Origin of the sequence: Mycobacteroides chelonae (assembly GCF_016767715.1) — a bacterium.
GTDB lineage: Bacteria > Actinomycetota > Actinomycetes > Mycobacteriales > Mycobacteriaceae > Mycobacterium > Mycobacterium gwanakae.
In genome coordinates this window covers 3,029,779-3,052,003 of record NZ_CP050145.1, presented here as the reverse complement: position 1 = coordinate 3,052,003, position 22,225 = coordinate 3,029,779, and the positions used below count along the sequence as shown (strand labels likewise).

At 64.6% G+C, this 22,225-nt stretch carries 11 protein-coding genes and 1 pseudogene; 6 read left to right on the top strand and 6 right to left on the bottom strand.

What is annotated here, in order from left to right; all coding sequences use genetic code 11:
• Positions 1-12 precede the first annotated feature (12 nt).
• A complete protein-coding gene (locus tag HBA99_RS14935) occupies positions 13-1,515 on the bottom strand; it encodes an MFS transporter (protein WP_057966702.1) in 1,503 nt (500 codons plus the stop codon).
• Positions 1,516-1,622: 107 nt separating this feature from the next.
• On the opposite strand from HBA99_RS14935, the gene HBA99_RS14930 reads away from it, so the two are divergent.
• A complete protein-coding gene (locus HBA99_RS14930) occupies positions 1,623-2,306 on the top strand; it encodes a TetR/AcrR family transcriptional regulator (protein ID WP_030093737.1) in 684 nt (227 codons plus the stop codon).
• Here HBA99_RS14930 and HBA99_RS14925 read toward each other — a convergent pair.
• The 4 genes from HBA99_RS14925 to HBA99_RS14910 form a co-directional block, all read right to left on the bottom strand.
• Positions 2,287-2,655, bottom strand: coding sequence for a GatB/YqeY domain-containing protein (locus HBA99_RS14925; protein ID WP_057966701.1), 369 nt, complete (start codon positions 2,653-2,655; stop codon positions 2,287-2,289). The two genes, HBA99_RS14930 and HBA99_RS14925, sit on opposite strands and share 20 nt — an antisense overlap.
• A gap of 65 nt (positions 2,656-2,720) precedes the next feature.
• Positions 2,721-3,104 carry a hypothetical protein gene (locus HBA99_RS14920; RefSeq protein WP_131822836.1) on the bottom strand — a complete coding sequence of 128 codons (384 nt, stop codon included), beginning with the start codon at positions 3,102-3,104 and terminating at the stop codon, positions 2,721-2,723.
• 15 nt (positions 3,105-3,119) lie between these two features.
• The gene (locus HBA99_RS14915) at positions 3,120-4,199 is read right to left on the bottom strand and encodes a M48 family metallopeptidase (protein WP_057968164.1); all 1,080 of its coding nucleotides are present in this window, start codon (positions 4,197-4,199) and stop codon (positions 3,120-3,122) included.
• A 174-nt stretch (positions 4,200-4,373) separates the two neighbouring features.
• Entirely contained in the window at positions 4,374-4,883 is a 510-nt protein-coding gene (locus HBA99_RS14910) for an SMI1/KNR4 family protein (protein ID WP_198528395.1), read from the bottom strand.
• A gap of 284 nt (positions 4,884-5,167) precedes the next feature.
• Between HBA99_RS14910 and HBA99_RS14905 the strand changes: the two are divergent.
• From HBA99_RS14905 to HBA99_RS14885, 5 genes and pseudogenes are all read left to right on the top strand, one after another.
• Positions 5,168-6,081 (top strand): annotated as a pseudogene (locus HBA99_RS14905) (SDR family NAD(P)-dependent oxidoreductase).
• 29 nt (positions 6,082-6,110) lie between these two features.
• Entirely contained in the window at positions 6,111-7,691 is a 1,581-nt protein-coding gene (locus tag HBA99_RS14900; RefSeq protein WP_070952721.1) for a DHA2 family efflux MFS transporter permease subunit, read from the top strand.
• 181 nt (positions 7,692-7,872) lie between these two features.
• Entirely contained in the window at positions 7,873-8,811 is a 939-nt protein-coding gene (locus HBA99_RS14895; protein ID WP_070923615.1) for a methionyl-tRNA formyltransferase, read from the top strand.
• Between the two features lie 64 nt (positions 8,812-8,875).
• The gene (locus tag HBA99_RS14890) at positions 8,876-9,085 is read left to right on the top strand and encodes an MbtH family protein (protein ID WP_070926669.1); all 210 of its coding nucleotides are present in this window, start codon (positions 8,876-8,878) and stop codon (positions 9,083-9,085) included.
• 89 nt (positions 9,086-9,174) lie between these two features.
• On the top strand, positions 9,175-21,228 hold the full coding sequence (locus HBA99_RS14885) for a non-ribosomal peptide synthetase (protein ID WP_070952722.1): 12,054 nt from the start codon (positions 9,175-9,177) through the stop codon (positions 21,226-21,228).
• Here HBA99_RS14885 and HBA99_RS14880 read toward each other — a convergent pair.
• Positions 21,225-22,181, bottom strand: a complete 957-nt coding sequence (locus tag HBA99_RS14880) for an alpha/beta fold hydrolase (RefSeq protein ID WP_070952723.1) — start codon at positions 22,179-22,181, stop codon at positions 21,225-21,227. The two genes, HBA99_RS14885 and HBA99_RS14880, sit on opposite strands and share 4 nt — an antisense overlap.
• Positions 22,182-22,225: the final 44 nt, after the last annotated feature.

The window sequence follows — 22,225 nt, the reverse complement described above, 5'->3', positions numbered from 1 at the left end:
GAAGGTTCCCGATCAGGTGTCGGTGTGACGCATCACGAGGGCTGCCGCGAGCGCGGTGGCGACCAGGAGCAGCGTCGACACCCCGGCGACCGCATGGATTCCGTCCGTCCATCCGGTTCTGGCGAGTTCGGCCGCGGTGGCGCCGGCCTCGCCGCCGAGATCCTTGGCGCGCGCCATGGCCTGCCCGAGTGTCTCGTGCATGTGGGTGCGTGCGGCGAATATCGCCGAGGCGAGGGCGCCGAACAGCGCGAGCCCGAAGGCGGTCCCGAGTTCAAAGCTCATCTCCGAGATGCCCGTGGCCTGCCCGGCGCGCTCGGTCGGGGCGGCATTCAGCGCCACCGCCGAAACGAAGGTGAACATGACGCCGGCTCCGGCGCCGACGATCACCGTTGCCGCGATGTAGACGCCGACCGGCCCATGGGGGCCCAGCGCGAGCAGTACCGCGTTGCCCACGGCCATGGCCAGCAGAGACGTCACGAATGTCCAACGCTCGCCGAGTAGCCGCTCGATGCGTGCGGCGTCCATCGAGAAGTAGGCGACGGTCAGCGCCATCGGCAGTCCCAGGAACGCGGCGGCCAGCACGTCGAAACCGAGCACCGACTGCAGGTAGAGCCCGGTGAGGTAGGTGGTCGCACCGAAGGTGGCCATCGCGGCGATGGTGCCGACGATTGCCACGGTGAAGGTCCGATTGCGGAACAAGTCGAGTGCCAACAGGGGATGAGGATTCCGCATCTGCTGGCGGACGAATGCCGCGAGCGTCAGTACGCCGATAGCTCCGGTGATCGCCACCGCAGGTGAAAAGCCATGTGTGGCCATGACTTTCACGGCGTAGACAAAGGCCATGATGCCAACCATGGACAACGCGACGCCGGCGAGGTCGAACGGCTCCAGCACAGGGTTTCGGTATTCGGGAATGAGTGCGTTCGCGGTGAGCAGCAGCACGATCAGCACCGGGACGTTGATGAGGAATACCGAGCCCCACCAGTAGTGATGCAACAGCAGGCCACCGATGACGGGGCCGACCGCCGCACCGAAGGAGAACGCTGCGGCCCAGATGCCGACCGCGAGCGCCTTCTGGCGCGCATTGGGGAACATGACACCGATGAGCGCCAGGCTGGCAGGCAGCAGGGTGGCTCCGCCGATACCCATCAGGGCGCGGGCCGCGATCAGGGTCAGCGGTGTGGGTGCGAACGCCGCGATCACCGATGCGAGACCAAAAAGCGTCGCCCCCCACAGCATGAGGCGCCGCCGGCCCCACCGGTCACCCAGATTGCCCATGGTGATCAGCAGACCTGCGAGCAGGAATCCGTACACGTCCAGGATCCAGAGCTGCTCGGCCGCGGTCGGGTTGAGTGACTCGGACAGCCGTGGCATCGCCAGGAACAGCACCGAGACATCCATGGAGACCAGGAAGACCGGTAGTAGCAGGGTCGCGAGCCCGAACCAGGTACGGCGTCCAGCGCGGGCGCCTTCAGGCGTCGCGTTTTCGGTCGCTGTGCTCTTGCAGCTGGTCATGGGGTATCGCTCCGGATGATATTTGTGTGCGTACGGCGTACGCAGTAGACTGGGTACACTGTACGCAAATTGGCGAAGGTGGTCAATCGAGTTATGACAGGAGTGCCGTGACCGATCCGCGTCTAACGCTGGAATCGATTGTTGCCCAGGCTATTACGATCGCCGACTCGGATGGCTTGGCCGGTGTCTCCATGCGCAAGATCGCCGATGCCCTCGGGGTGGGGGCGATGTCGCTATACCGTCACGTGGCCGACAAGGATGCGCTGCTGGTCGAGATGACCGCTGAGGTCACCCGGCGATTCGCCTATCCCCAAGAGATGATGGGCGACCCGGACTGGCGTACACGGGTACGCGTCGCCGTCGAGTACGACTTCAATCTGTACAGCACTCACCCCTGGGTGCTGTTGGCGTACGCGGTGCCGCGCAACGGCATGCAACCCGAAACTCTGGTGTGTTTCGATTGGTTGCTGGAGACCTTCAGCCACCTCGGGGTCCCCGTGCCCGAGGCGGCGGAATTGGCGTTTCAGGTGTGGAGCTATTCGCAGGGTGTCGGCCTGGGCGCGGTTGGCGGGCAGCTTGTCTCCCCGGGCGCCCGTACGGACTTTTCGGGTTTGTCGGAGCTGATCGATGGCAACGTCGGTGTGCCGGAGTCCCCGCGACTGGCCGCGCTGGTGGGGGTGGGTGACCTGCCGCAGGTGACCAATCCGCGCGAGGTGATCGTCAAGGGTGTCGAGATCCTGTGCGACGGCATTGCCAGGCGCTACGCATCGGCTACAGATAGCCGGCGATAACGGCGGCTTCCTCACGCAGTTGCTCCGCTGCCCCGGCCTGGCCGAGCATCTCGTAGCGTGCGGCTTCGGTGGCCCGGTCTTCGATCTGTGAGTGCAGAATCGCGCGAACATCTGCGGGGGAGAGCACCCTACGGGCCGCCTCCGCTGATCCGAGACCGCTTGCCGCGCCGGCGATATGAGTGTTGTTCTGCACTGTCTGTGTGGCACCGTCCACCGACTCGGCGTTGTCGATCGCGGCGATCGCCGTCCGCAGTGCGCTGACGGCCAGGCTGTCGCGGGTCTTCATCGCTACGGAGAGATCTGCGCGCATGGTCGCGCGCAGCACGTAGGGGTCGTGGGTCGATGTCATGAGGTCTGGAGCCTATGGGGTGGCGAACGGTATCGGCCACCGAATAACCGGCGGCGCCACTGTGGTCAAGCGAGGCCGACACCGTCCTCGTACTCCACGATGTCGACTGTCGAGACCGCGCCATCGGGCATCGCCAGGATCCATCGTTCACCCGAAGCGGTGCTGGGATCCTCGATGTCGAAGAGCACCCGCTGACGTAGTTCACGAGCGATGGCCTGCGCCACCGCCTCGTGAGACCGAGTCACCGGCACATCGGGCGCCGCGATGATGCACAGCCCCATCCTGAATCCATCCGTGTACTCGGTGATCTGCACGTATCCCTGCGGGTCATCGATGGTATGGCCGTCTGACTCCAGTGCACATCCGCTTGCCCTGGTGCAGGCCGCCACCACCGCCGCATCAGATGCGGCTCGCTCCACGAAAAAGTTCATGTAGCTCGGGTCGTTCACGGTTGATGCCCGAGGTCAGGCGTCGCCATCGCGTGGCTCGTCGTCGGAGTTGTTGCGCCACTCCGAAAATCGGCGGCGCACGTCGCTGGCGACATCGGTGACCCCTTGTCCGACGACGTTCACGACGCCGTCAAGGGTGGACCCGAAGTTGCGTAGTGCGGAGATCAGCGGATCGGTCGAGGAGTCGAAATTGTCTTTGTATGACCTTGCCGCGGAACGGAAATCAGAACCCAAATCGGACTGTGCGTCGTCTTCGCGCCGCGGGTAGTTTCCGCCGAGTATCGCGCCATATTCGCCGCGGTCGATCCACTTGCTCAGTTCGGCGGCCCGCAGCACCGAGAAGGGGTGCGATTGCAATTCCAGGTTCAGCAATTTGAGCACGCCGTCACGCATGTCCCCGGTGCGCTCGTACTCGGCGGCCTGCGCCAGGAAGCGTTGCGTATCCATCTCGTCGAGGCGTGACCCGCCGGCCAGCTTCATCTCCACGCGGATGGCGGTATCCACGTCCTGCCCGCAGAGCATTCCGGCGCGGTCGCCGGAGAGTTCGGACTTGCGCTGCCATTCCATGAGCGCGGCGACGACGGCGCGCAGCGCCCACCCGCCGATCGGCATCCAGCCGAGATTCCCGGCCAGCCGCATCAGGTGCAGCAGCATTGTGCGATACACGGCATGCCCGGACAGTGCGTGCCCGAGTTCGTGGCCGACGACGAAGCGCAGCTCCTGTTCATTCATCAGGTCCAATAGGCCGGAGGTGAGCACGATGAACGGCCGGTCCATCCCGATGGTGAACGCGTTGGCGTACGGCCCTTGAATGACGTACAGCTCGGGGATTTCGGGGGCGTCGAGGATGCGGGCGCAATCATTGAGGGTGTCGTTGAGCGAGCTGAACTGACGGTCGTCGACGCGGATGGCGGTGGCCAGGTACATCAGCCGATGCTGGCGTTCGCGCAACAGTGCGGCCAGCGCCTTGAGGACGGTGTCGAAGCCCTTGAGACTACGCAGTGTTTGCAGAGCGGCCCGGTCCGCGGGGTGCTCCCAGGCGCGGGTGCTAATTCCGGGAAACTCGATATAGGTACGAGTGGGCAGATCGGACATGACATTCAACCTATCTGGTTACCTTGTTGAGCGCGCGGAACCGGCGAGATCAGGATACGCAGCAGCTGTTAGCGGATGCCGCGCAGGCAACGCCGGTGCCGATGTCATGTGTCCCCCCCGGATGTGCTTCTTGTTAGGTCAGACGATTGCGCATTCGTTTTGGTTCCCGCCGTCCTATTCGTTCATGCTCCGCAGCTCTTTCTGGTACCACTCCGACTTACTTCTCACTGCGTCCATCAACGTCGGGTACTGGCCGATCCCGTTGGGGCCGTCACCGCCAAGTTCGAAGACGGTGCCGGGTTCGTCGCTGAAGTATGAGTGGGCAACGGCGATGGTCATGACGTAATCGTCCTCAGTGCCGAGGACGGGAATCAGTTGGTTGAAGGAGTGGGCACCGAAGTATTCGGGAGTCAGCGACGCGCCCTCGATGTACGCCTTCATGCCCTCCCAGTTCTTCGAGCCGGGCATCGAGTCCGCGAATGAGAACAAGTCATCGAAGCCGCAGAAGAAGCGCAGGCCGTCGGAAATCTGGAGCAGTTCCCGGTGATCGGCGTCGAGATACAGGCCCCGCTGGCGTTCCTGCGCGCGGATGTCCTTGCGTGTTGCCGGCTGGAGCGGGCCAGGAAGGCCGTATAGAGGGTCCTTCTCGTGCAGGGCCTTCTGCTGGTCGGCGAGCATCGCCACGAGTGAGGACCATTGGTCGTGCCGGGCTGAGCTACTGGGGGACACGCAGGCGCACAGGAGTGCCGCGAGGAGAAAGACTGTCGCGCTGAATCGCATACGACCCCTAGGGCTGGCACCTATCAGAAACGATAGCAAACAATACGACGGCGGGATGCCGAAACTGGCCAGGCGGAGGCAATCTTGACAACGGACGATGTCAACATGATCATTGCCCTGGGCCGAAACGCCGCGGTCTCTTGGCGTAACGCGAAACAGTCAGCAGCACACGAGTTATGGGAGACCCGATGCGGGCGGTCAGGCATGTCATCAATGTTCTTACTAAGCCCGTCAGGGTCAGCTACCCGTGGACTCCCTCGCTGACCGAGCGTGTGAGCGGCCGGACGGTGTTGATCACCGGCGCCTCCAGCGGGATCGGGCGGCGACTGGCGGAAAGGGTCGCAGATGCCGGGGGACTGCGATTGTCACCGCACGCCGGGCCGACGAGCTCGACGCCGTCGTGCGGGGAATCACCGCGCGAGGCGGGGCCGCCTACGCCGTATCCGGCGATTTGTCGACGGGCGAGGGCGCGGGAGCGGTGGCCACCGAGGTGCTGGAACGCTTTGGGGCGCCGGATATCTTGGTGCTGAATGCCGGGCGGTCGATCATGCGGTCGCTCGCGGAGTCCGAACACCGGCTGCACGACTACGAGCGGACGGTGGCGATCAACTACCTCGGCGGTGTGGGCCTGGTGCTGCGCCTGATGCCGGGCATGCGCGCCCGTGGCTCAGGGCATATCGTGCACAGCTCGTCGATCGGCGTGCTAGGTAATCTCCCCGAATTCTCCGCTTATGTCGGATCGAAGGCGGCCATGGACGCGGTGCTGCGCATCGCGGGCATCGAAAGCCGGGCCGACGGAGTGCGGGTCACCAACATCCACCTACCGCTTGTCGCAACGGACATGATCGCTCCGACCGACTGGAGTCAATACGCGTCGCTGACTTTGGAGGAGGGCGTCGACATGGTCGTCGATGCGATCCGGCGGCGGAGCCGCGAGGTGAACAACCCGCTGGGCATCTTGTACCGGGATTCGTACCGAATTCTGCCCGGGATCGTCAGCCGGGTGCAGAGCGATTACTACCGTTGGTATTCCGGTGGTGGCAGGAGGGCGGATATCTCTGCCGAAGTGGTATCGGGCGCGTTGGCGGTAGACCCCAACTGAGTCCGCCGCGTCGATATACTCGCCGACTTATGGACAGCGTGCCTACGACCCTCGGTGCGCCGAGCGGGCCTGCCGAGCGGCCAGATGTAGAGGCGCCCGCCCATCCCGACAAGCTGGACGCCTCGCTGCTCCGGATCGCCGGCATATGCGGTCTGGCCAGTGTGATGGCCTTCTTGGACAGCACGGCCGTCACCGTCGCCCAACGCACGTTCGTCACCCAATTCGGGGCCAGTCAGGCCATGGTCTCCTGGACCATCGCCGGCTACATGCTCGCCTTCGCGACAGTGATCCCGATGAGTGGCTGGGCAGCCGACAGATACGGCACCAAGCGGCTGTTCCTGGGCGCGGTCCTGGTGTTCACGGTTGGCTCGCTGCTGTGCGCAGTAGCGCCGAATATATTGCTGCTCATCATCTTCCGTGTGATCCAGGGAGTTGGCGGCGGCATGTTGATGCCGTTGAGCTTCATGATCCTGACCCGAGAAGCGGGCCCGAAACGTCTTGGCCGCGTTATCGCGATAGGCGCTGTTCCCTTCTTGCTCGGCCCGATCGGTGGGCCGATCCTGGGAGGATGGCTGATCGGCACCTATGGCTGGGAATGGATCTTCCTGATCAATCTGCCGATCGGATTGAGCGCTTTTCTGTTGGCGGCGCTCATGTTCCCGAAAGACCGTCCCGAGCCTTCCGAGAAACTCGACGTCGTCGGCGCGCTGTTGCTCTCACCTGGCGTGGCCACGTTGCTTGCCGGCATGTTGGCGATACCCGGGCGTGACAGCCTCGCCGACCCGCATGTCCTGCTACCTATAGCTATCGGCGCCGCATTGATTTTCGCCTTCGTGGTGCACACCAGAAACCGTGCGTCCCACCCGCTCATCGACCTGGGGCTGTTCGAAAACCCGGTGGTGCGGTGGGCCAACATCACCCAGTTCGCCTTCGCCGCCACATTTGTGGGGGCCGGGTTGCTTGTGCCGAGCTACTTTCAGGTGGCTCTGCATCAGACGCCGATGCAGTCGGGGATGTCCATGGTGGCCATGGGAATCGGTCTCGTACTGACCGTGCCCCTGGCAGGGGTGTTCATGGACAAGCGCGGTCCGGGCACGATCGTCTTGATCGGGCTGCCCCTGATCGCGGTGGGCCTGGGGGTATTCGCGTACGGAGTTGCGCGGCCCGAGGCTCACTCGGCGATATTGCTGATCGGATTACTGATCATGGGCATGGGTGTTGGCTGCACGTCGACGCCGCTTTCAGCGGCGTGCGTCCAGTCGCTGGCACCTGCGCGGGTGGCGCGGGGTACCACGCTGTTGAGTGTCAACGACCAGGTAGGGGGTTCGGTTGGGGCCGCGTTGATGGCAATGTTGTTGACCACTCAGTTCAACCGTGTCGGGGGCGGAATTGAGCCGGATCCGACGGCGGTATCGGGTGGCGAAACCGGTGCCGCCGGAATGGCGGGTGGCTCGCCGATGAACTCGTATTCAGATTTTGCGGGTGATACATCTCAATTGCTGTCACATGCGTACACAACGGTATTTCTTGTCGCCGTCGCATTAGCGGTAGTTACCGTTATCCCGGCGATTTTTCTACCGCGGGCAGTGGTGGTAAATATCAACCCCTGAGGTGTGCGGCGCTTCTTGTTCACCCGCGGGCAATTGGGCGGCCAGCGACGGGATGCTAGGGTCCTTGCGCGGCTTAGGGAAGGCTTGCATAACCTGAGAAAACCCTTAAGCTGATCTGCCAGTGGTGTTCAATTGTGGGCTCAAGCCCCTGACCAGCGCTTAAAAGCTAAGGGGTCGTGTAATGCGCGTCGTGTCGTTCGGGTATCAGGTCTGGGGTTATCGGACTTTGCAGGCGTTGATCGATCTGGGGCATGAGGTGGTGCTGGCGGTTACGCATCCTTCTAGTGAGGAAGCGTATAAGGCGATTTGGTCGGCGCCGGTTGATGAGCTTGCGCGTGAGCACGGTATTCCGGTGCATTTGGCGACGCGGGTGGATGCTGAAACCATCGAATTGGTTAAGGGTGCTGAGCCTGATGTCATTGTGGTTAATAGTTGGTATAACCGGATGCCGGTGGAGCTTTATGATTTCCCGCCGCATGGCACGCTGAATTTTCATGATTCGTTGCTGCCGAAATTTACTGGGTTCTCGCCTGTTTTGTGGTCGTTGATCAGTGGTGAGTCCGAGTTCGGGTTGACGGTGCATCGTATGGATAGCGGTTTGGATACCGGTGACATTTTGGTGCAGCATTCGCTGCCGATCGGTCCGGCTGATACCGGCACCGAGTTGGTGTTGCGGGGGATGGATCTGATTCCGGGGGTGTTGGCTGAGGCGCTGGGTGCGTTGGAGTCCGGTGAGGCGCTGTGGCGGCCGCAGAACAAGGCGGAGCGCACGTACTGCCATAAGCGTTCTGAGCGTGACAGTGCGATCGATTGGGGTTGGCCGGCCGAGGATCTGGAGCGGTTTGTGCGGGCGTTGTCGGATCCGTATCCGCGGGCGTTCACTTTCTATGACGGCGGGCGTATTGAGGTTTTGGAGGCGCGGATTTCCGAGGCCCGCTATGGCGGTACGCCGGGGCGGGTGATCGTGCAAGAAGAAGGCGGGGTCGTGGTGTGTGGCGCTGATGCCTACCGCGTGGGTAACCGCGGGCTGGTGATCACCCGCATCCGAGACGCCGACGGCAACGAGCACAGCGGCCACGAGTACTTCCGGCGCGGGGGATATCTCAACAGCCACACCTGATCCCCAGGCTGCTCGGCAGGCTCGCAGCGCCGTCGCGCTCAGATCGTGATGATGAGGAAAATCGATGCAAACCAACCCCTTTGACGATGACAATGGCAGTTTTATCGTTCTGGTCAACGACCAGGAGCAGCACAGTCTGTGGCCGTCCTTCGCCGATGCGCCGGCGGGCTGGCGCGTGGTCTACGGCGACGCGGGCCGCGCGGCATGTCTTGAATACATCGATGAACACTGGCCCGATATCCGGCCGAAGGACCTGCGCCAACGACTCGCGTAGAGGACGTGTCCGCCCAGCGCGACAAGTCATCTCAACGCTGACATTTCAGACGCCAGTTTGCAGGCCCAAGTAGGGAGTTCGTCGTCCTCATGCTCAATTACGGAACGCAGACAGAAGTTCTCGGACCCCTGACAGCCGCGCAACGGTCGATATGGGTTGCCCAACAACTGCGGCCCGAGGTTCCCTACAACTTCGCCGGATTTGTCACGATCAACCATGACGTAGACGCCGAAAGGCTCATGGTCGCCTGCGAATCGATGGCCGCGCGATTCGGCACTCCCTGTGCGCGGCTGGCCCTTGAGGACGGTGAACCGGTCTTTGTGGTGGACCGTTCGTTCCCGCAGACCATGCATTGCATCGATCTGCGAGCCGAGCCCGATGCTGCCGCTGCCGCTCGTCGTTGGATGGACGAGGAATACCGCCGGCCCATCGACTTACTCAGCGAACGGCTCACGCACTTCACCTTATTGCGGATTGCCGACGATCTGTCGTACTTCTACATGCGTACACATCACGTTCTCCTGGATGGGTACGCCACCAACAATCTGCTGAGGCATATCGCAGATGTGTACTCGGGATCGGTCGCACCGCAGACCGATGTCGATTTCTCGGAGTTCTCCGTGATTCGCGACGCCGACCAGAAGTATCAGCAGTCCGCGCGCAGCGATGCGGATTTCGAGTACTGGAAGAAGGTCTTGGCCGAGCCCGTGGAGACGGCCGACCTTGCGGGCATGGAACGTGTGGTCACGCCGCGCCACCCCCAGGTGCGCGATTTGGTTTGCGACGAGCTGTTGTCGCAGAACGGACTTGGCCAGATCGAGGTAGCCAGAGTCATCGCAACGCTGGCCACTTTCATCGCGAAAACAACCGGACGCCAGAATGTTTCGCTGTCGCTGCCGGTATCGGGGCGCACGACGGCGGCGCTGAAAAGATGCGGTGGCATGGTGTCCAACCTGGTGCCGTTGTCCGTCACCGTCGATGCCGCGGACACCATCGGAGCGCTCGACGGCCAGGTCGCCAGAGCCGTCGTGGGCGCGTTGCGGCACCAACAGTTCCGGCGCTGGCCGGAGCTGGTGGCCGATGCGGGTCGCCGCGACACCAACATCGAGTTCGGTCAGGTCATCAACGTCTTCGATTTCGCGGATGTGTTCTTCTTCGGGCCGTCGGAGGCGGTGGTCAATGTGCTGACCACCTTCCCGGTCCAGGACATCGCGATCAACATCTATCCGCGACCAGGTGGTGGCACCTCACGCATCCAGTTCGCGTGGAACCCCGACAGGTACACGACCGCCGAGATCGACAGGCACATAACCCGTTTGGAATCACTCCTGGGGCGTCTGCTGGGTGCCGACCCCGCGGTGGTGGTTAGTGAGCTGCCGCTGCTGGACCAGCGGGAGCACGATCTGGTGCAGTCACAGTGGTCCGGTGCGGGAGCGCAGGCGCAGGTTGGGGTGGCGCCGCAATTGCTGGCCGCGGCAGCAGCCAGCAGGCCGGATGCAGTGGCCGTGGTCGACGGCGCCCGGGAGCTGACCTACCGCGAACTCGATGAATGGTCGACGCGGTGGGCGCGGGTGTTGATCGAGAACGGGGTCGGCCCGGAACGTGCGGTGGGTGTGGCGATGGATCGCTGCGCCGAGCTGGTGGTGGCGTGGTGGGCCGTGGCCAAGGCCGGCGGCGTATACGTGCCGGTGGACGGCGCTCATCCGGTCGAGCGGATCGCCACGGTGCTGGATTCGGTGGCAGCGGTGTGCGTTGTGACCCGTGGCACCGAAGAGGTTTCCTGGGCTGGCGCGCGCCCCGTGCTGCGTATCGATGGCTACGACGTGTCTGGGCAGTCGTCCGAACCTATCGCCGATGCCGATCGGTCAGCGGCGCTGCGGGCCGAGAACACCGCATACGTAATTTTCACATCGGGCTCCACCGGTACCCCCAAGGGCGTGGCCGTTGGTCACGCGGGGTTGCCGGGAGTTGCTGCAGCACAACGTGATCTGCTGAAACTGGGCGGCGATGCGCGGGTGCTGATGGTGGCCTCGCCGACATTCGACGCCTCGGTCTTCGAGATGGTGTGGGCAGTGAGTGCGGGTGCAGCGCTGGTGGTGGCACCGCGTGACGTCTACGCCGCAGACGCCTTGACTGAGTTTTTACAGACTCAGCACGTCACCGCCGCGGTGTTGACCCCGACGGTGTTGTCATCGCTGGACCGGACGCGGTTGTCGGCGGTACGTACGGTGGTCACCGCGGGTGAGGACTGCCCGCGTGAGCTGGTGGACGCGTGGGCACCTGATCGGCGGTTGATCAACGCGTACGGCCCCAGCGAGGCGACCATCTGGGCAACCTCTGCACCGACGACAGCCGGGCAGCCGGTGGGTATCGGTGCCCCGATTCCGGGCATGCAAACCCTGGTGCTGGACGCGGGGCTGAACGCGGCGCCCATCGGCGTGGTGGGCGAGCTGTATCTAGCCGGTCCGGCACTCGCATCCGGCTATGTGGGCCGCGCGGTGTTGACGGCGGAACGGTTCGTGGCCAACCCGTACGGTCCGACCGGGCAGCGGATGTATCGCACGGGGGACCTGGTGCGCTGGAACGCCGATGGCGCGCTGCAGTACATGGGCCGGTCGGACGAGCAGGTCAAGATCCGCGGTAACCGCATCGAACTCGGCGAAGTACAAGCAGTACTCGCCGATGTACACGGCGTGGAGCAGGCCGTGGTCACCGTTCGCCAGGACCGTCCCGGCGATCGGCGCCTGGTGGGCTACGTCACCGGCGCCGTCGATCCCGCCCAGGCCCGCGCGGCGCTCGGTGATCGGTTGCCTGCCTACATGATTCCGTCCGCGATCATCGTCCTGGATGCGCTTCCGCTCACCCCCAACGGCAAGCTCGACATCCGGGCACTCCCAGCGCCTGAGCTCACGGCCGGCGCGTACCGAGCACCATCAGACGAGGTCGAGCTGACGCTCGCTGCTATCTACGCACAGGTCCTCGGGCTCCCGCGGGTCGGCGTGGACGATTCGTTCTTCGATCTCGGCGGAGACAGCATCATGTCGATGCAGGTGGTGTCGCGTGCACGAGCTGCCGGGGTGCTGTGCCGACCGCGCGATGTCTTCGTCGAGCAGACCGTGGCACGGCTGGCCCGCGTGGCCACCCTGGTCACCGGGGATGAGGATGCGGCCGATGACGGGGTGGGCGAGGTGCTCGCGACGCCGGTCATGCGATGGCTGCAGGGCGTGCAGGGTGAAACCGGCCACTTCAATCAGACAATGGTCGTGTCGGTCCCGGCCGCGGTGACCGAAGCCGATGTGACGGTGGTGCTGCAAGCGCTACTGGACCACCACGCGATGTTGCGGCTGCGTGCCGAGGACACCGGTGCGGATGAGTGGTCATTGACAGTCCCCGAGGCGGGGGCGGTGGACGCGCGCGACTGCCTGCGCTGCGTGGACGCCTTGTCCGACGAGGCATTGTTGCAGGCCCGAGACCGGCTGAATCCGGCCACCGGGACGATGCTGAGCGCACTGTGGGTGCGCTCCACAGCGCAGCTGGCATTGGTTGTGCACCACCTCGCCGTGGACGGAGTGTCTTGGCGAATCCTGCTGGAAGACATCAATATCGGTTGGGCTCAGCATCACGCCGGGCAACCGGTGGCTCTACCGTCGACTGGCACGTCCTTCGCCCGGTGGGCGGCGCTGATCGATCGGCACGCGCGCACCACCGAGGTGGCTGGACATGCCGAGGCGTGGACGAGGGTGCAGACGACCCCTGCGCTGCTGCCTGCCGTGCAGCCGGAGGTTGATACCTACGCGACCGCCCACACGATGTCGGTGTCTCTGGACGCCGACACCACCCGCATCTTGCTGGGTGAGGCCCCTGCGGCGTTCCACGCCGGGGTGGGCGACATCTTGTTGATCGCGTTCGGGCTGGCAGTCGCGCAGCTGACGGGTAACACCGGTGCGCCGGTCGGTATCGACGTGGAAGGCCATGGGCGCCAGGAGGACTTGGATCCCAGTGTGACCGCACGGGTCGATCTGTCGCGCACTGTCGGGTGGTTCACCAGTAAATACCCGGTGGCCCTGAGCCTTGGCAGGCTGGACTGGGTGCAGGTGAGCGCCGGCGATGCCGCGTTGGGTGCGGTGATCAAGGCAGCCAAGGAGCAGCTGCGTGCGCTGCCCGACGGCATCACCTACGGTCTGCTGCGATACCTGAACCCCGAGGTGGATCTCGCTGGGGCAGAACCGGTTATCGGGTTCAACTACCTGGGGCGTCTGGGCGGTGTCGGCGATCAGGGCGGCGAGCTGTGGCTGCCGAGCACCGACGCCGTCGCTGCGGCCGCGGTGACCGCTGCTGTGCCGCTGGCATTGGCTCATACCGTGACCCTGAACGCGGGTGTTTGGGAAACGGGCACCGGCACCGAGCCTCGTCTGCAGGCCAACTGGACCTGGGTGTCCTCGATGGACGATGCGCAGATCGGCCGATTGAGCCAGCTCTGGATCGAGGCGCTGACAGGTATCTGCGCACATGTGCGTTGCGGCGGAGGGGGATTGACGCCGACCGATATCCTGCCCGCATCCCTCACTCAACATCAGATCGACGAGCTGGAGCGCCAGCACCGAGTTGCCGATGTGCTGCCGCTGACGCCGCTGCAGCAGGGGTTGCTCTTCCATGCCACCGCCCATGCCAACAGCGATGATGTGTATGCGGTGCAACTGGACCTCACTCTTGCGGGTGCGCTCGATGCGCAGGGGCTGCGCGACGCGGTGGATACGGTCATCGCCCGACATCCCAACCTCGCGGCCCGCTTCCACCCACAGTTCGATCCGCCGGTGCAGATCATCCCCGCCGATCCTGAAACCCCTTGGCAGTACATAGAACTTGGCGGGATCGATATCGACGACCAGATCGATCAGGTGTGTGCGGCCGAACGCGCAGCGGTCTGCGATCTGACCAGCCCGCCCCTGTTCCGGGTGGCGTTGATCCGGATCGGACACGACCAACACCGCTTTGTGCTCACCAGCCACCACAGTGTGCTCGACGGTTGGTCGTTGCCCATCCTGTTGCAAGAGGTCTTCGCGACTCTGGGCGGGCACGCGCTGCCGCCGGCCGTCCCATTCCGCAGGTTCGTGACATGGCTGACCGAACAGGATCATGACGCCGCACTCGCCGCGTGGCAGGACGCGCTGGCCGGGTTCGAGACGCCCGCGCTGGTGGGCCCGTCGCACAAGCTGGGATCGGGGCGCCGCGAGACTCAATCACTGCGACTGTCCGAGCCGGCCACGCGCGCACTGACCGACCTTGCACGCACACATCACACCACCGTCAACACCGTCCTGCAGGCAGGCTGGGCGCAGCTGCTGGTCTGGTTGACCGGCCAGCACGACGTGGCATTCGGGGCCGCCGTCTCCGGCCGTCCTGCCGAGGTGGCAGGCGCGGAATCGATGGTGGGCCTGTTGATCAACACGGTCCCGGTGCGCGCACGCATTACCGCGACCACCACCACCGCCGGGCTGCTGGAGCAGCTGCAGAGCCAGTCCAATCGCACCCTGGACCACCAACACGTCGCGCTTCCCGAGATTCACCGCGTCACCGGGCAGGACCAGCTCTTCGACACCTTGTTCGTCTACGAGAACTACCCGATCGACCCGGCGGCATTCGAGACGATCATGGGGACAGGCGAATTGGCCATCGCGGGGTTCTCCAGCCGGGAAGCCACCCACTACCCGCTGGCACTACAGGTGACACCCGGTCGGGAACTGGCGCTGACCATCGAACATGACACCGAAGTGTTCGATGCCGCGAGCGCCGAGATCTTGGTTCGCCGACTCGAACTCGTCTTGGCGGCAATGGCCGCCGATCCATCGCAGAGATTGTCCGCGGTGGACGTGCTGGGAGCCGACGAGCGTGAACGTCTGGACGCGATGGGCAACCGGGCAGTGCTGCTCCGCCCGGCGACGGGGACGTCGATTCCGGCGTTGTTCGCGGGACAGGTGGCGCGGACCTCCGATGCGGCCGCGCTGACCTGCAGAGGCCGGTCGTGGACGTACGGTGAGATTGATCGGGATTCGAATCAGCTGGCGCACTATCTGATTGGCTTAGGTGCTGGCCCAGGCCGGTGCGTTGCGGTGATGTTCCCGCGCTCGGCGCAGGGCATCATCGCGATCTTGGCGGTGCTCAAGACCGGGGCGGCATACGTGCCGATTGACCCGGCGGTGCCCGACGCCCGGATCGATTTCGTGATCGGCGATGCGGGGCCGGTGGCCGTGGTTACCACTGCCGAATTGGCGAGCCGGTTCGCGGCGCAGAATGTCGTGGTCGTCGACGTCGATGACCCGGTGATCGGCGAACAGTCCGATGCATCGCTGCCGTCGCCCGCCTCTGACGACGTCGCGCATGTCATCTACACCTCGGGCACTACGGGTATTCCCAAGGGAGTGGCGACAACTCACCACAACGTCACGCAGTTGTTGGAGTCGTTGCACGTCGGTTTGCCGTCGGGGCCGGGGCAGGTGTGGTCTCAGTGGTACTCGTACGCCTTTGATGCCTCGGTGGAAGAGATCTGGGGTGCGCTGTTCCACGGTTCGCGGCTACTGGTCATACCGGAGTCGATCGGTCCGGATGAGTTCCAGGCCTTGCTGATTGACGAACATGTCACCGTGCTGCACCAGACCCCGTCGGCGGTGTCGGCGCTGTCCGTGGAGGCACTCGATTCGGTGGCACTGGTGGTGGCCGCCGAGGCATGTTCGGCCGAGCTGGTGGATCGTTGGGCACCAGGGCGAGTGATGACGAACGCCTACGGGCCCACCGAGACCACGATGTGCGTGACGGTCAGCAAGCCGTTGGCCGCGGGTTCTGGGACGCCGACGATCGGTGGCCCGGTGCCCGGAGCCGCACTGTTTGTGCTCGATGCCTGGCTGCGGCCGGTGCCGGTCGGTGTGGTCGGCGAGTTGTATGTGTCGGGGCTCGGCCTTGGACTCGGTTATGTGAGCCGCTCGTCGTTGACCGCCTCGCGGTTTGTGGCGTGCCCCTTCGGCGGCCCGGGCCAGCGTATGTACCGCACTGGCGATTTGGTGCGGTGGCGTGCCGATGGAAACCTGCAGTACCTGGGCCGCGCTGATGCGCAGGTCAAGATCCGCGGCTATCGCATCGAACTCGGCGAGATCCAGGCGGCCCTTGCCGACGTCGTAGGTGTCGACCAGGCGGTGGTGATCGTGCGCGAGGATCGGCCGGGCGATAAGCGTTTGGTCGGTTACGTCACCGAGTCGGTAGCCGGACTGGTCGATACCGCCGGCGCGCGTGTGGTGCTGGGTGAGCGCCTGCCGCCGTACATGGTGCCGGCCGCGATCGTGGCGGTAGACGCTTTGCCGTTGACGGTCAATGGAAAACTCGACACCCGCGCCCTCCCGGAGCCGCAGTATCAGGAAACCCAATACCGGGCCCCGTCCAACGCGGTCGAGGAGATCCTGGCCGATATCTATGCGCAGGTGCTCGGTCTGGTACGCGTGGGCGTCGACGATTCGTTCTTCGATCTGGGCGGGGACTCGCTGTCGGCGATGCGTTTGATCGCGGCCATCAACAAGTCGATGAACACGCACCTGACCGTGCGTGCTCTTTTCGATACCCCCACGATCGCCCAGCTGGCTCCGGGCCTGCGCACCGAATCGGGCGGCCGCGCGCCGTTGGTGTCGGTACCGCGTCCCGCGGTCGTTCCGCTGTCGTTCTCGCAGCGGCGGTTGTGGTTCCTTGACCAATTGCACGGTGCTTCACCGGTGTACAACATGGCGGTCGCGCTGCGGCTGAGCGGGCAGCTGGACTTGGACGCATTGGGTGCGGCGTTGTCCGATGTAGTGAGCCGCCACGAATCGCTGCGCACCGTGTTCCGCGATGAGGACGGCGTGCCGTACCAGCAGGTGCTGCCACCCGAGAGCGTGGAATTCGGCTGGGATGTCGTCGACGCCAGCGCATGGCTGCCCGCGCAGCTGGATGACGCGATCGGCGCCGTGGCGCGTCACACGTTCGATCTCGCGGCCGAGATACCGCTGTATGCGCAGCTTTTCGCGGTGTCCGACGGCGAGCACGTGCTGGTGGCCACGGTGCATCACATCGCCGCCGACGGCTGGTCGGTGGCCCCGCTCATGCGCGATCTGACCGTGGCCTATGCCAGCCGGTGCGGGGGACATGCACCCGACTGGGCGCCGTTGCCGGTGCAGTATGCCGATTACACGCTGTGGCAACGGGATCAGCTGGGCGATCTCGAAGACAGCGGGAGCGCCATCGCCACCCAGGTCGCCTATTGGCAGGATGCGCTGGCCGGGATGCCTGAACATCTCTCGCTGCCCACCGACCGGCCCTACCCAGCCGTCGCCGATTACCGCGGCGCCAGTGTGGATCTGGACTGGCCGGAAGAGCTGCAGCAGGGAGTGCGTGCATTGGCACGTGCGCATGGAGCGACCAGCTTCATGGTGATCCAGGCGGCACTGGCGGTGCTGCTGTCCAAGATCGGCGCCACCTCCGATGTGGCGGTGGGGTTCGCGGTCGCCGGGCGTGATGAGCCGGCGCTCGACGAGCTGGTCGGTTTCTTCGTCAACACGTTGGTGCTGCGGGTCGATGCCGGCGGTGACCCCACGTTCGCGGATCTGCTGACACAGGTCCGCGCTCGCAGTCTGGGTGCGCTCGAACACCAGGACGTGCCCTTCGAGGTGCTGGTGGAGCGGCTCAACCCCATCCGGTCCCGCAGTAGTCATCCACTTGTTCAGGTCGGGTTGACCTGGCAGAACCTTCCCGGGCAGGATGCCGCGGCATTGGCGCTGGGCGATCTGCGGATCACGCAGATACCGGTGCACACCAACACCGCTCGGATGGACCTGACGTTCTCTCTGGGTGAGCATTTCACCGACACCGGCGCACCTGCCGGGATCGGTGGTGCGGTCGAGTTCCGCACCGACGTCTTCGATGTGGAGAGTGTGCAGTCGCTGATGGCACGGCTGCGGCGGGTGCTTGAGGCTGTCGCGGCAGATCCTTCGCAGCGGTTGTCGGCGGTGGATGTGCTCGATGCCGCCGAAGGTGCCCGGCTCGATGATCTGGGCAACCGCGCGGTGCTCTCTGCTCCGGTAACACCGACGTCGATACCGGAACTGTTCGCAGCGCAGGTGGTTCGCAATCCAGCGGCGATCGCGATGAGATGCGGACAGCGGTCGTGGACCTACCGCGAGCTCGATGATGAATCGAATCGTTTGGCGCACCTGCTCGTTGAGCACGGTGCGGGACCGGGTCAGTGCGTGGCGTTGCTCTCCGAACGCCGTGGTGAGGCGATCGTCGCGATTCTGTCGGTACTCAAGAGCGGGGCGGCGTATCTGCCGATCGCTCCCGCAGTTCCCGATTCGCGCATCGAATTCATGATCAACGATGCGCGTCCGATCGCCGCGATAACCAGTGCGGCACTGCGCTCACGTCTGCACGGGTACACGCTGCCGATCATCGATGTCAGCGGCTCCGCAGTGAACACCCAGCCTGGCACCGCCCTGGCGGGGCCTGCCCCCGATGACATCGCGCACATCGTGTACACCTCGGGTACCACCGGTATTCCCAAGGGCGTGGCGACAACTCACCACAACGTGACACAAGTGCTGGGGTATGAGCACCTTGGTGTGCCGTCGGGGCCGGGGCAGGTGTGGTCTCAGTGGTACTCGTATGCCTTTGATGCCTCGGTGGAAGAGATCTGGGGTCCGCTGCTGCACGGTGGCAGCCTCGTGGTGGTACCCGAATCGTTGGTCCCGGAAGACTTCCAGGAATTCCTGGTTACGGAGCGCGTCACGGTCTTGCACCAAACGCCGTCCGCGGCGGCAGCACTGTCTCCGGAGGCGCTGGAGGGCATGGCCCTGGTGGTGGCTGCCGAAGCATGCTCTGCGGAGATGGTGGACCGGTGGGCGCCCGGACGGTTGATGGTCAATGCCTACGGCCCCACCGAGTCCACACTGTGCGTGACAGTGAGTCCGCCCCTGGCCGCTGGCTCCGGCACACCGGCGATCGGTGTGCCGGTCGCCGGCGCGGCGCTGTTCGTGCTGGACACCTCGATGCGACGGGTTCCGATAGGGGTGGTCGGGGAGCTGTATATCGCGGGCCACGGGCTGGGGGCCGGGTATCTGCACCGGTCCGGGCTAACCGCATCGCGTTTTGTGGCATGCCCATTCGCGGGCCAAGAAGGACTGCGTATGTATCGCACCGGGGATTTGGTGCGGTGGGGTACCGACGGGCAACTGCACTACATGGGGCGTGCCGATGATCAGGTGAAGATCCGCGGTTATCGCATCGAGCTCGGCGAGATCCAGACCGCGCTAGCCGATCTCGAGGGCATCGAGCAGGCAGTGGTGATCGTGCGTGAGGACCGCCCGGGCGATAAGCGACTCGTCGGATACGTCACCGGGACCGTCGAGCCGGCCCAGGCACGAGCCGCACTGGCCGAACGGATACCGGCCTACATGGTCCCCGCGGCGATTGTGGTCATCGACGCTTTGCCGTTGACGGTCAACGGAAAGCTCGACACCCGTGCGTTGCCGGAGCCGCAGTATCAGGAAACCCAGTACCGGGCCCCGTCCAATCCGGTCGAGGAAGCCCTGGCCGGCCTGTATGCCGACGTGCTCGGTCTGGAACGGGTGGGCGTCGACGAGTCGTTCTTCGATCTGGGCGGAGACTCGCTGTCGGCCATGCGCCTGATCGCCGCCATCAACAAGTCGATGAACACCCACCTGACGGTGCGCGCGCTCTTCGACACCCCCACGGTGAGCAGCCTGAGCGGACAACTGGACAAGCATGCCAGTGACCCGCGCTATGTGGCGGTACACGGCTCCGAGGTCGCCGAGGTGCGTGCCGCGGATCTGACGCTGGACAAGTTCATCGACGCGGAAACCCTCAGCAACGCAACGATATTGCCGAATCCCAGTGGGGAGGCGCGCACCGTCCTGCTGACCGGGGCGACGGGCTTCCTCGGTCGCTACCTGGTGCTGCAATGGCTCGAAAAGCTGGAATTGCTCGACGGCAAGCTGATCTGCTTGGTGCGGGCCTCGTCGGATGAGGAGGCCCGCCGCCGCCTGGAACAGATCTTCGACAGCGGCGACCCGGAACTGTTGCGGCACTTCCATGAACTGGCCGAAGACCATTTGGAGGTCATCGCCGGTGATAAGGGTGAAGTAGACCTCGGTTTGACCGAGCAGACCTGGCAGCGACTGGCCGATACCGTTGACGTGATCGTCGATTCGGCGGCCGTCGTCAGTGGCGCCCTGTCCTATGGCGAGTTGTTCGGGCCCAACGTGGCCGGTACCGCAGAGCTGATCCGGTTGGCCCTCACCACGAAGCTGAAGATGTTCACCTTCGTGTCGACGGCCAATGTGGGTGATCCGGTCAAAAAGGTGGCCTTCACCGAGGACGCCGATATCCGTGACATCTGTGCCACGCGTGTCATCAAGGACACGTACGCCAATGGCTACGGCAGCAGTAAGTGGGCCGGCGAGGTGCTGCTTCGAGAAGCCCATGATCTGTGTGGACTGCCGATCGGGGTCTTCCGCTGCGACATGATCCTGGCCGACACCACCTATGCGGGTCAGCTGAACTCGTCGGATGTGTTCAGCAAGATGATCCTGAGCATCGTGACCACCGGCCTGGCGCCCAAGTCGTTCTATCGCCTTGACGCTGAAGGTAATCGGAGGCGTGCGCACTTCGACGGGCTACCCGTGGAGTTCGTTGCCGAGGCCATCACCACCTTGGGTGTTCAGGTGGTTGACGGATTCCAGACCTATCACGTGATGAACCCGCATGATGACGGCATCGGTCTCGACGAGTATGTCGACTGGTTGATCGAGGCCGGGTACCCCATCGAGCGTGTCGACGATTTCCAGGACTGGTTGCAGCGGTTCGGGACAGGCTTGCACGCACTGCCCGAGAAGCACCGGCGAAACTCGGTGCTGCAGATGTATCTGACGCTGGTGCAGGATCCCGAGCGGGTCAGTCCCATCGTGCCGACTACAGGTTCATTCGCCCCAGCCGATCGGTTCCGTGCCGCGGTGCAGGAAGCCAAGATTGGCTCCGAGAGAGACATTCCTCAGGTCGGGGCGCCGAACATCGTCAAGTACGTCACCGATATGGAGCTGCTCGGGATGCTCTAGGCGTCGGCTGGCTGCTGTTCAGTCGCGGGGCCGATGAATTCGAGACCGGCGTTGATCGCGGGGCGGTGCCGCAGGATCCGGAAGTGTGCCAGGCGCCCGAGTCCCTTGGTCGCCATGAAACGTGCACCGGGCCATGACTGCGCCAGCCGCTCGCTCGATGCGTACGGCGTGTCTGGGTCGTCGGGGTCGTGGATCAGCAGCAGCGGAGGATGCCCAGCGGCCGCCGCGACGCGAACCAACTCGGTTTCGGGCAGCGTCATCTCGATACGGCGCTCGAGCTGGCGCTGCAGTCCGGCGCGTATCCGCTTGCCGAAGCCGTGGCGTGCGGCGAAGAGGTCCAAGTAAAGGGGGAAATCGCCCATCGGTGCCAGGTACACCAAGCGTCCCACTGGTGCGCCATAGGAGGCCGCGAAGGTGGTCGCGTTGGCCCCCAGGGAGTGGGCGACCACCGCGTGGGCGGGCCCATGCTCCTTGATGACGGCCGCCACCGCTTGCGCACACTCGATAAGCGTGGTGCGCCCCGGTGCGAGCGCGCCCCCAGCGGACTCGCTATGGCTGGGCAGGTCGAAGGCGATGACGCGGTAACCGGCCTGCAGCAGAGGCTTGATGAAGATCCCGAGGTGCGTGCGCTGCCCGCCCCAGCCGTGGACCAGGTAGACCGTCGGCCCCTCGCCCCATGACTCACCCGCAATACGGTGCCCGTCCCAGTGGGCCTCCAGCGGTTCGCCGGGGGGCACACCGGGCGGCATGCGCAGACTCGACTCGATGACCGGCGGGGTGCACCACAGCTCGACCGCCCAGCGGGATCCGATGGCCGGTGCGAAGCGCTCCAGCCACCAGAAAGCCCTGCGTATCCGGTCGGACACCGGGGGTTGGACACCGGAGCCCTCCACGTCGAGGGCGGCCCCCGCGTCCTTGGTGGGTGCGGAATCCGTCTTCTCTCGTTCGGTCACGTCGAAGGAGTCTATTGGCGCCACCCCGGGACGCACGAGGCGCG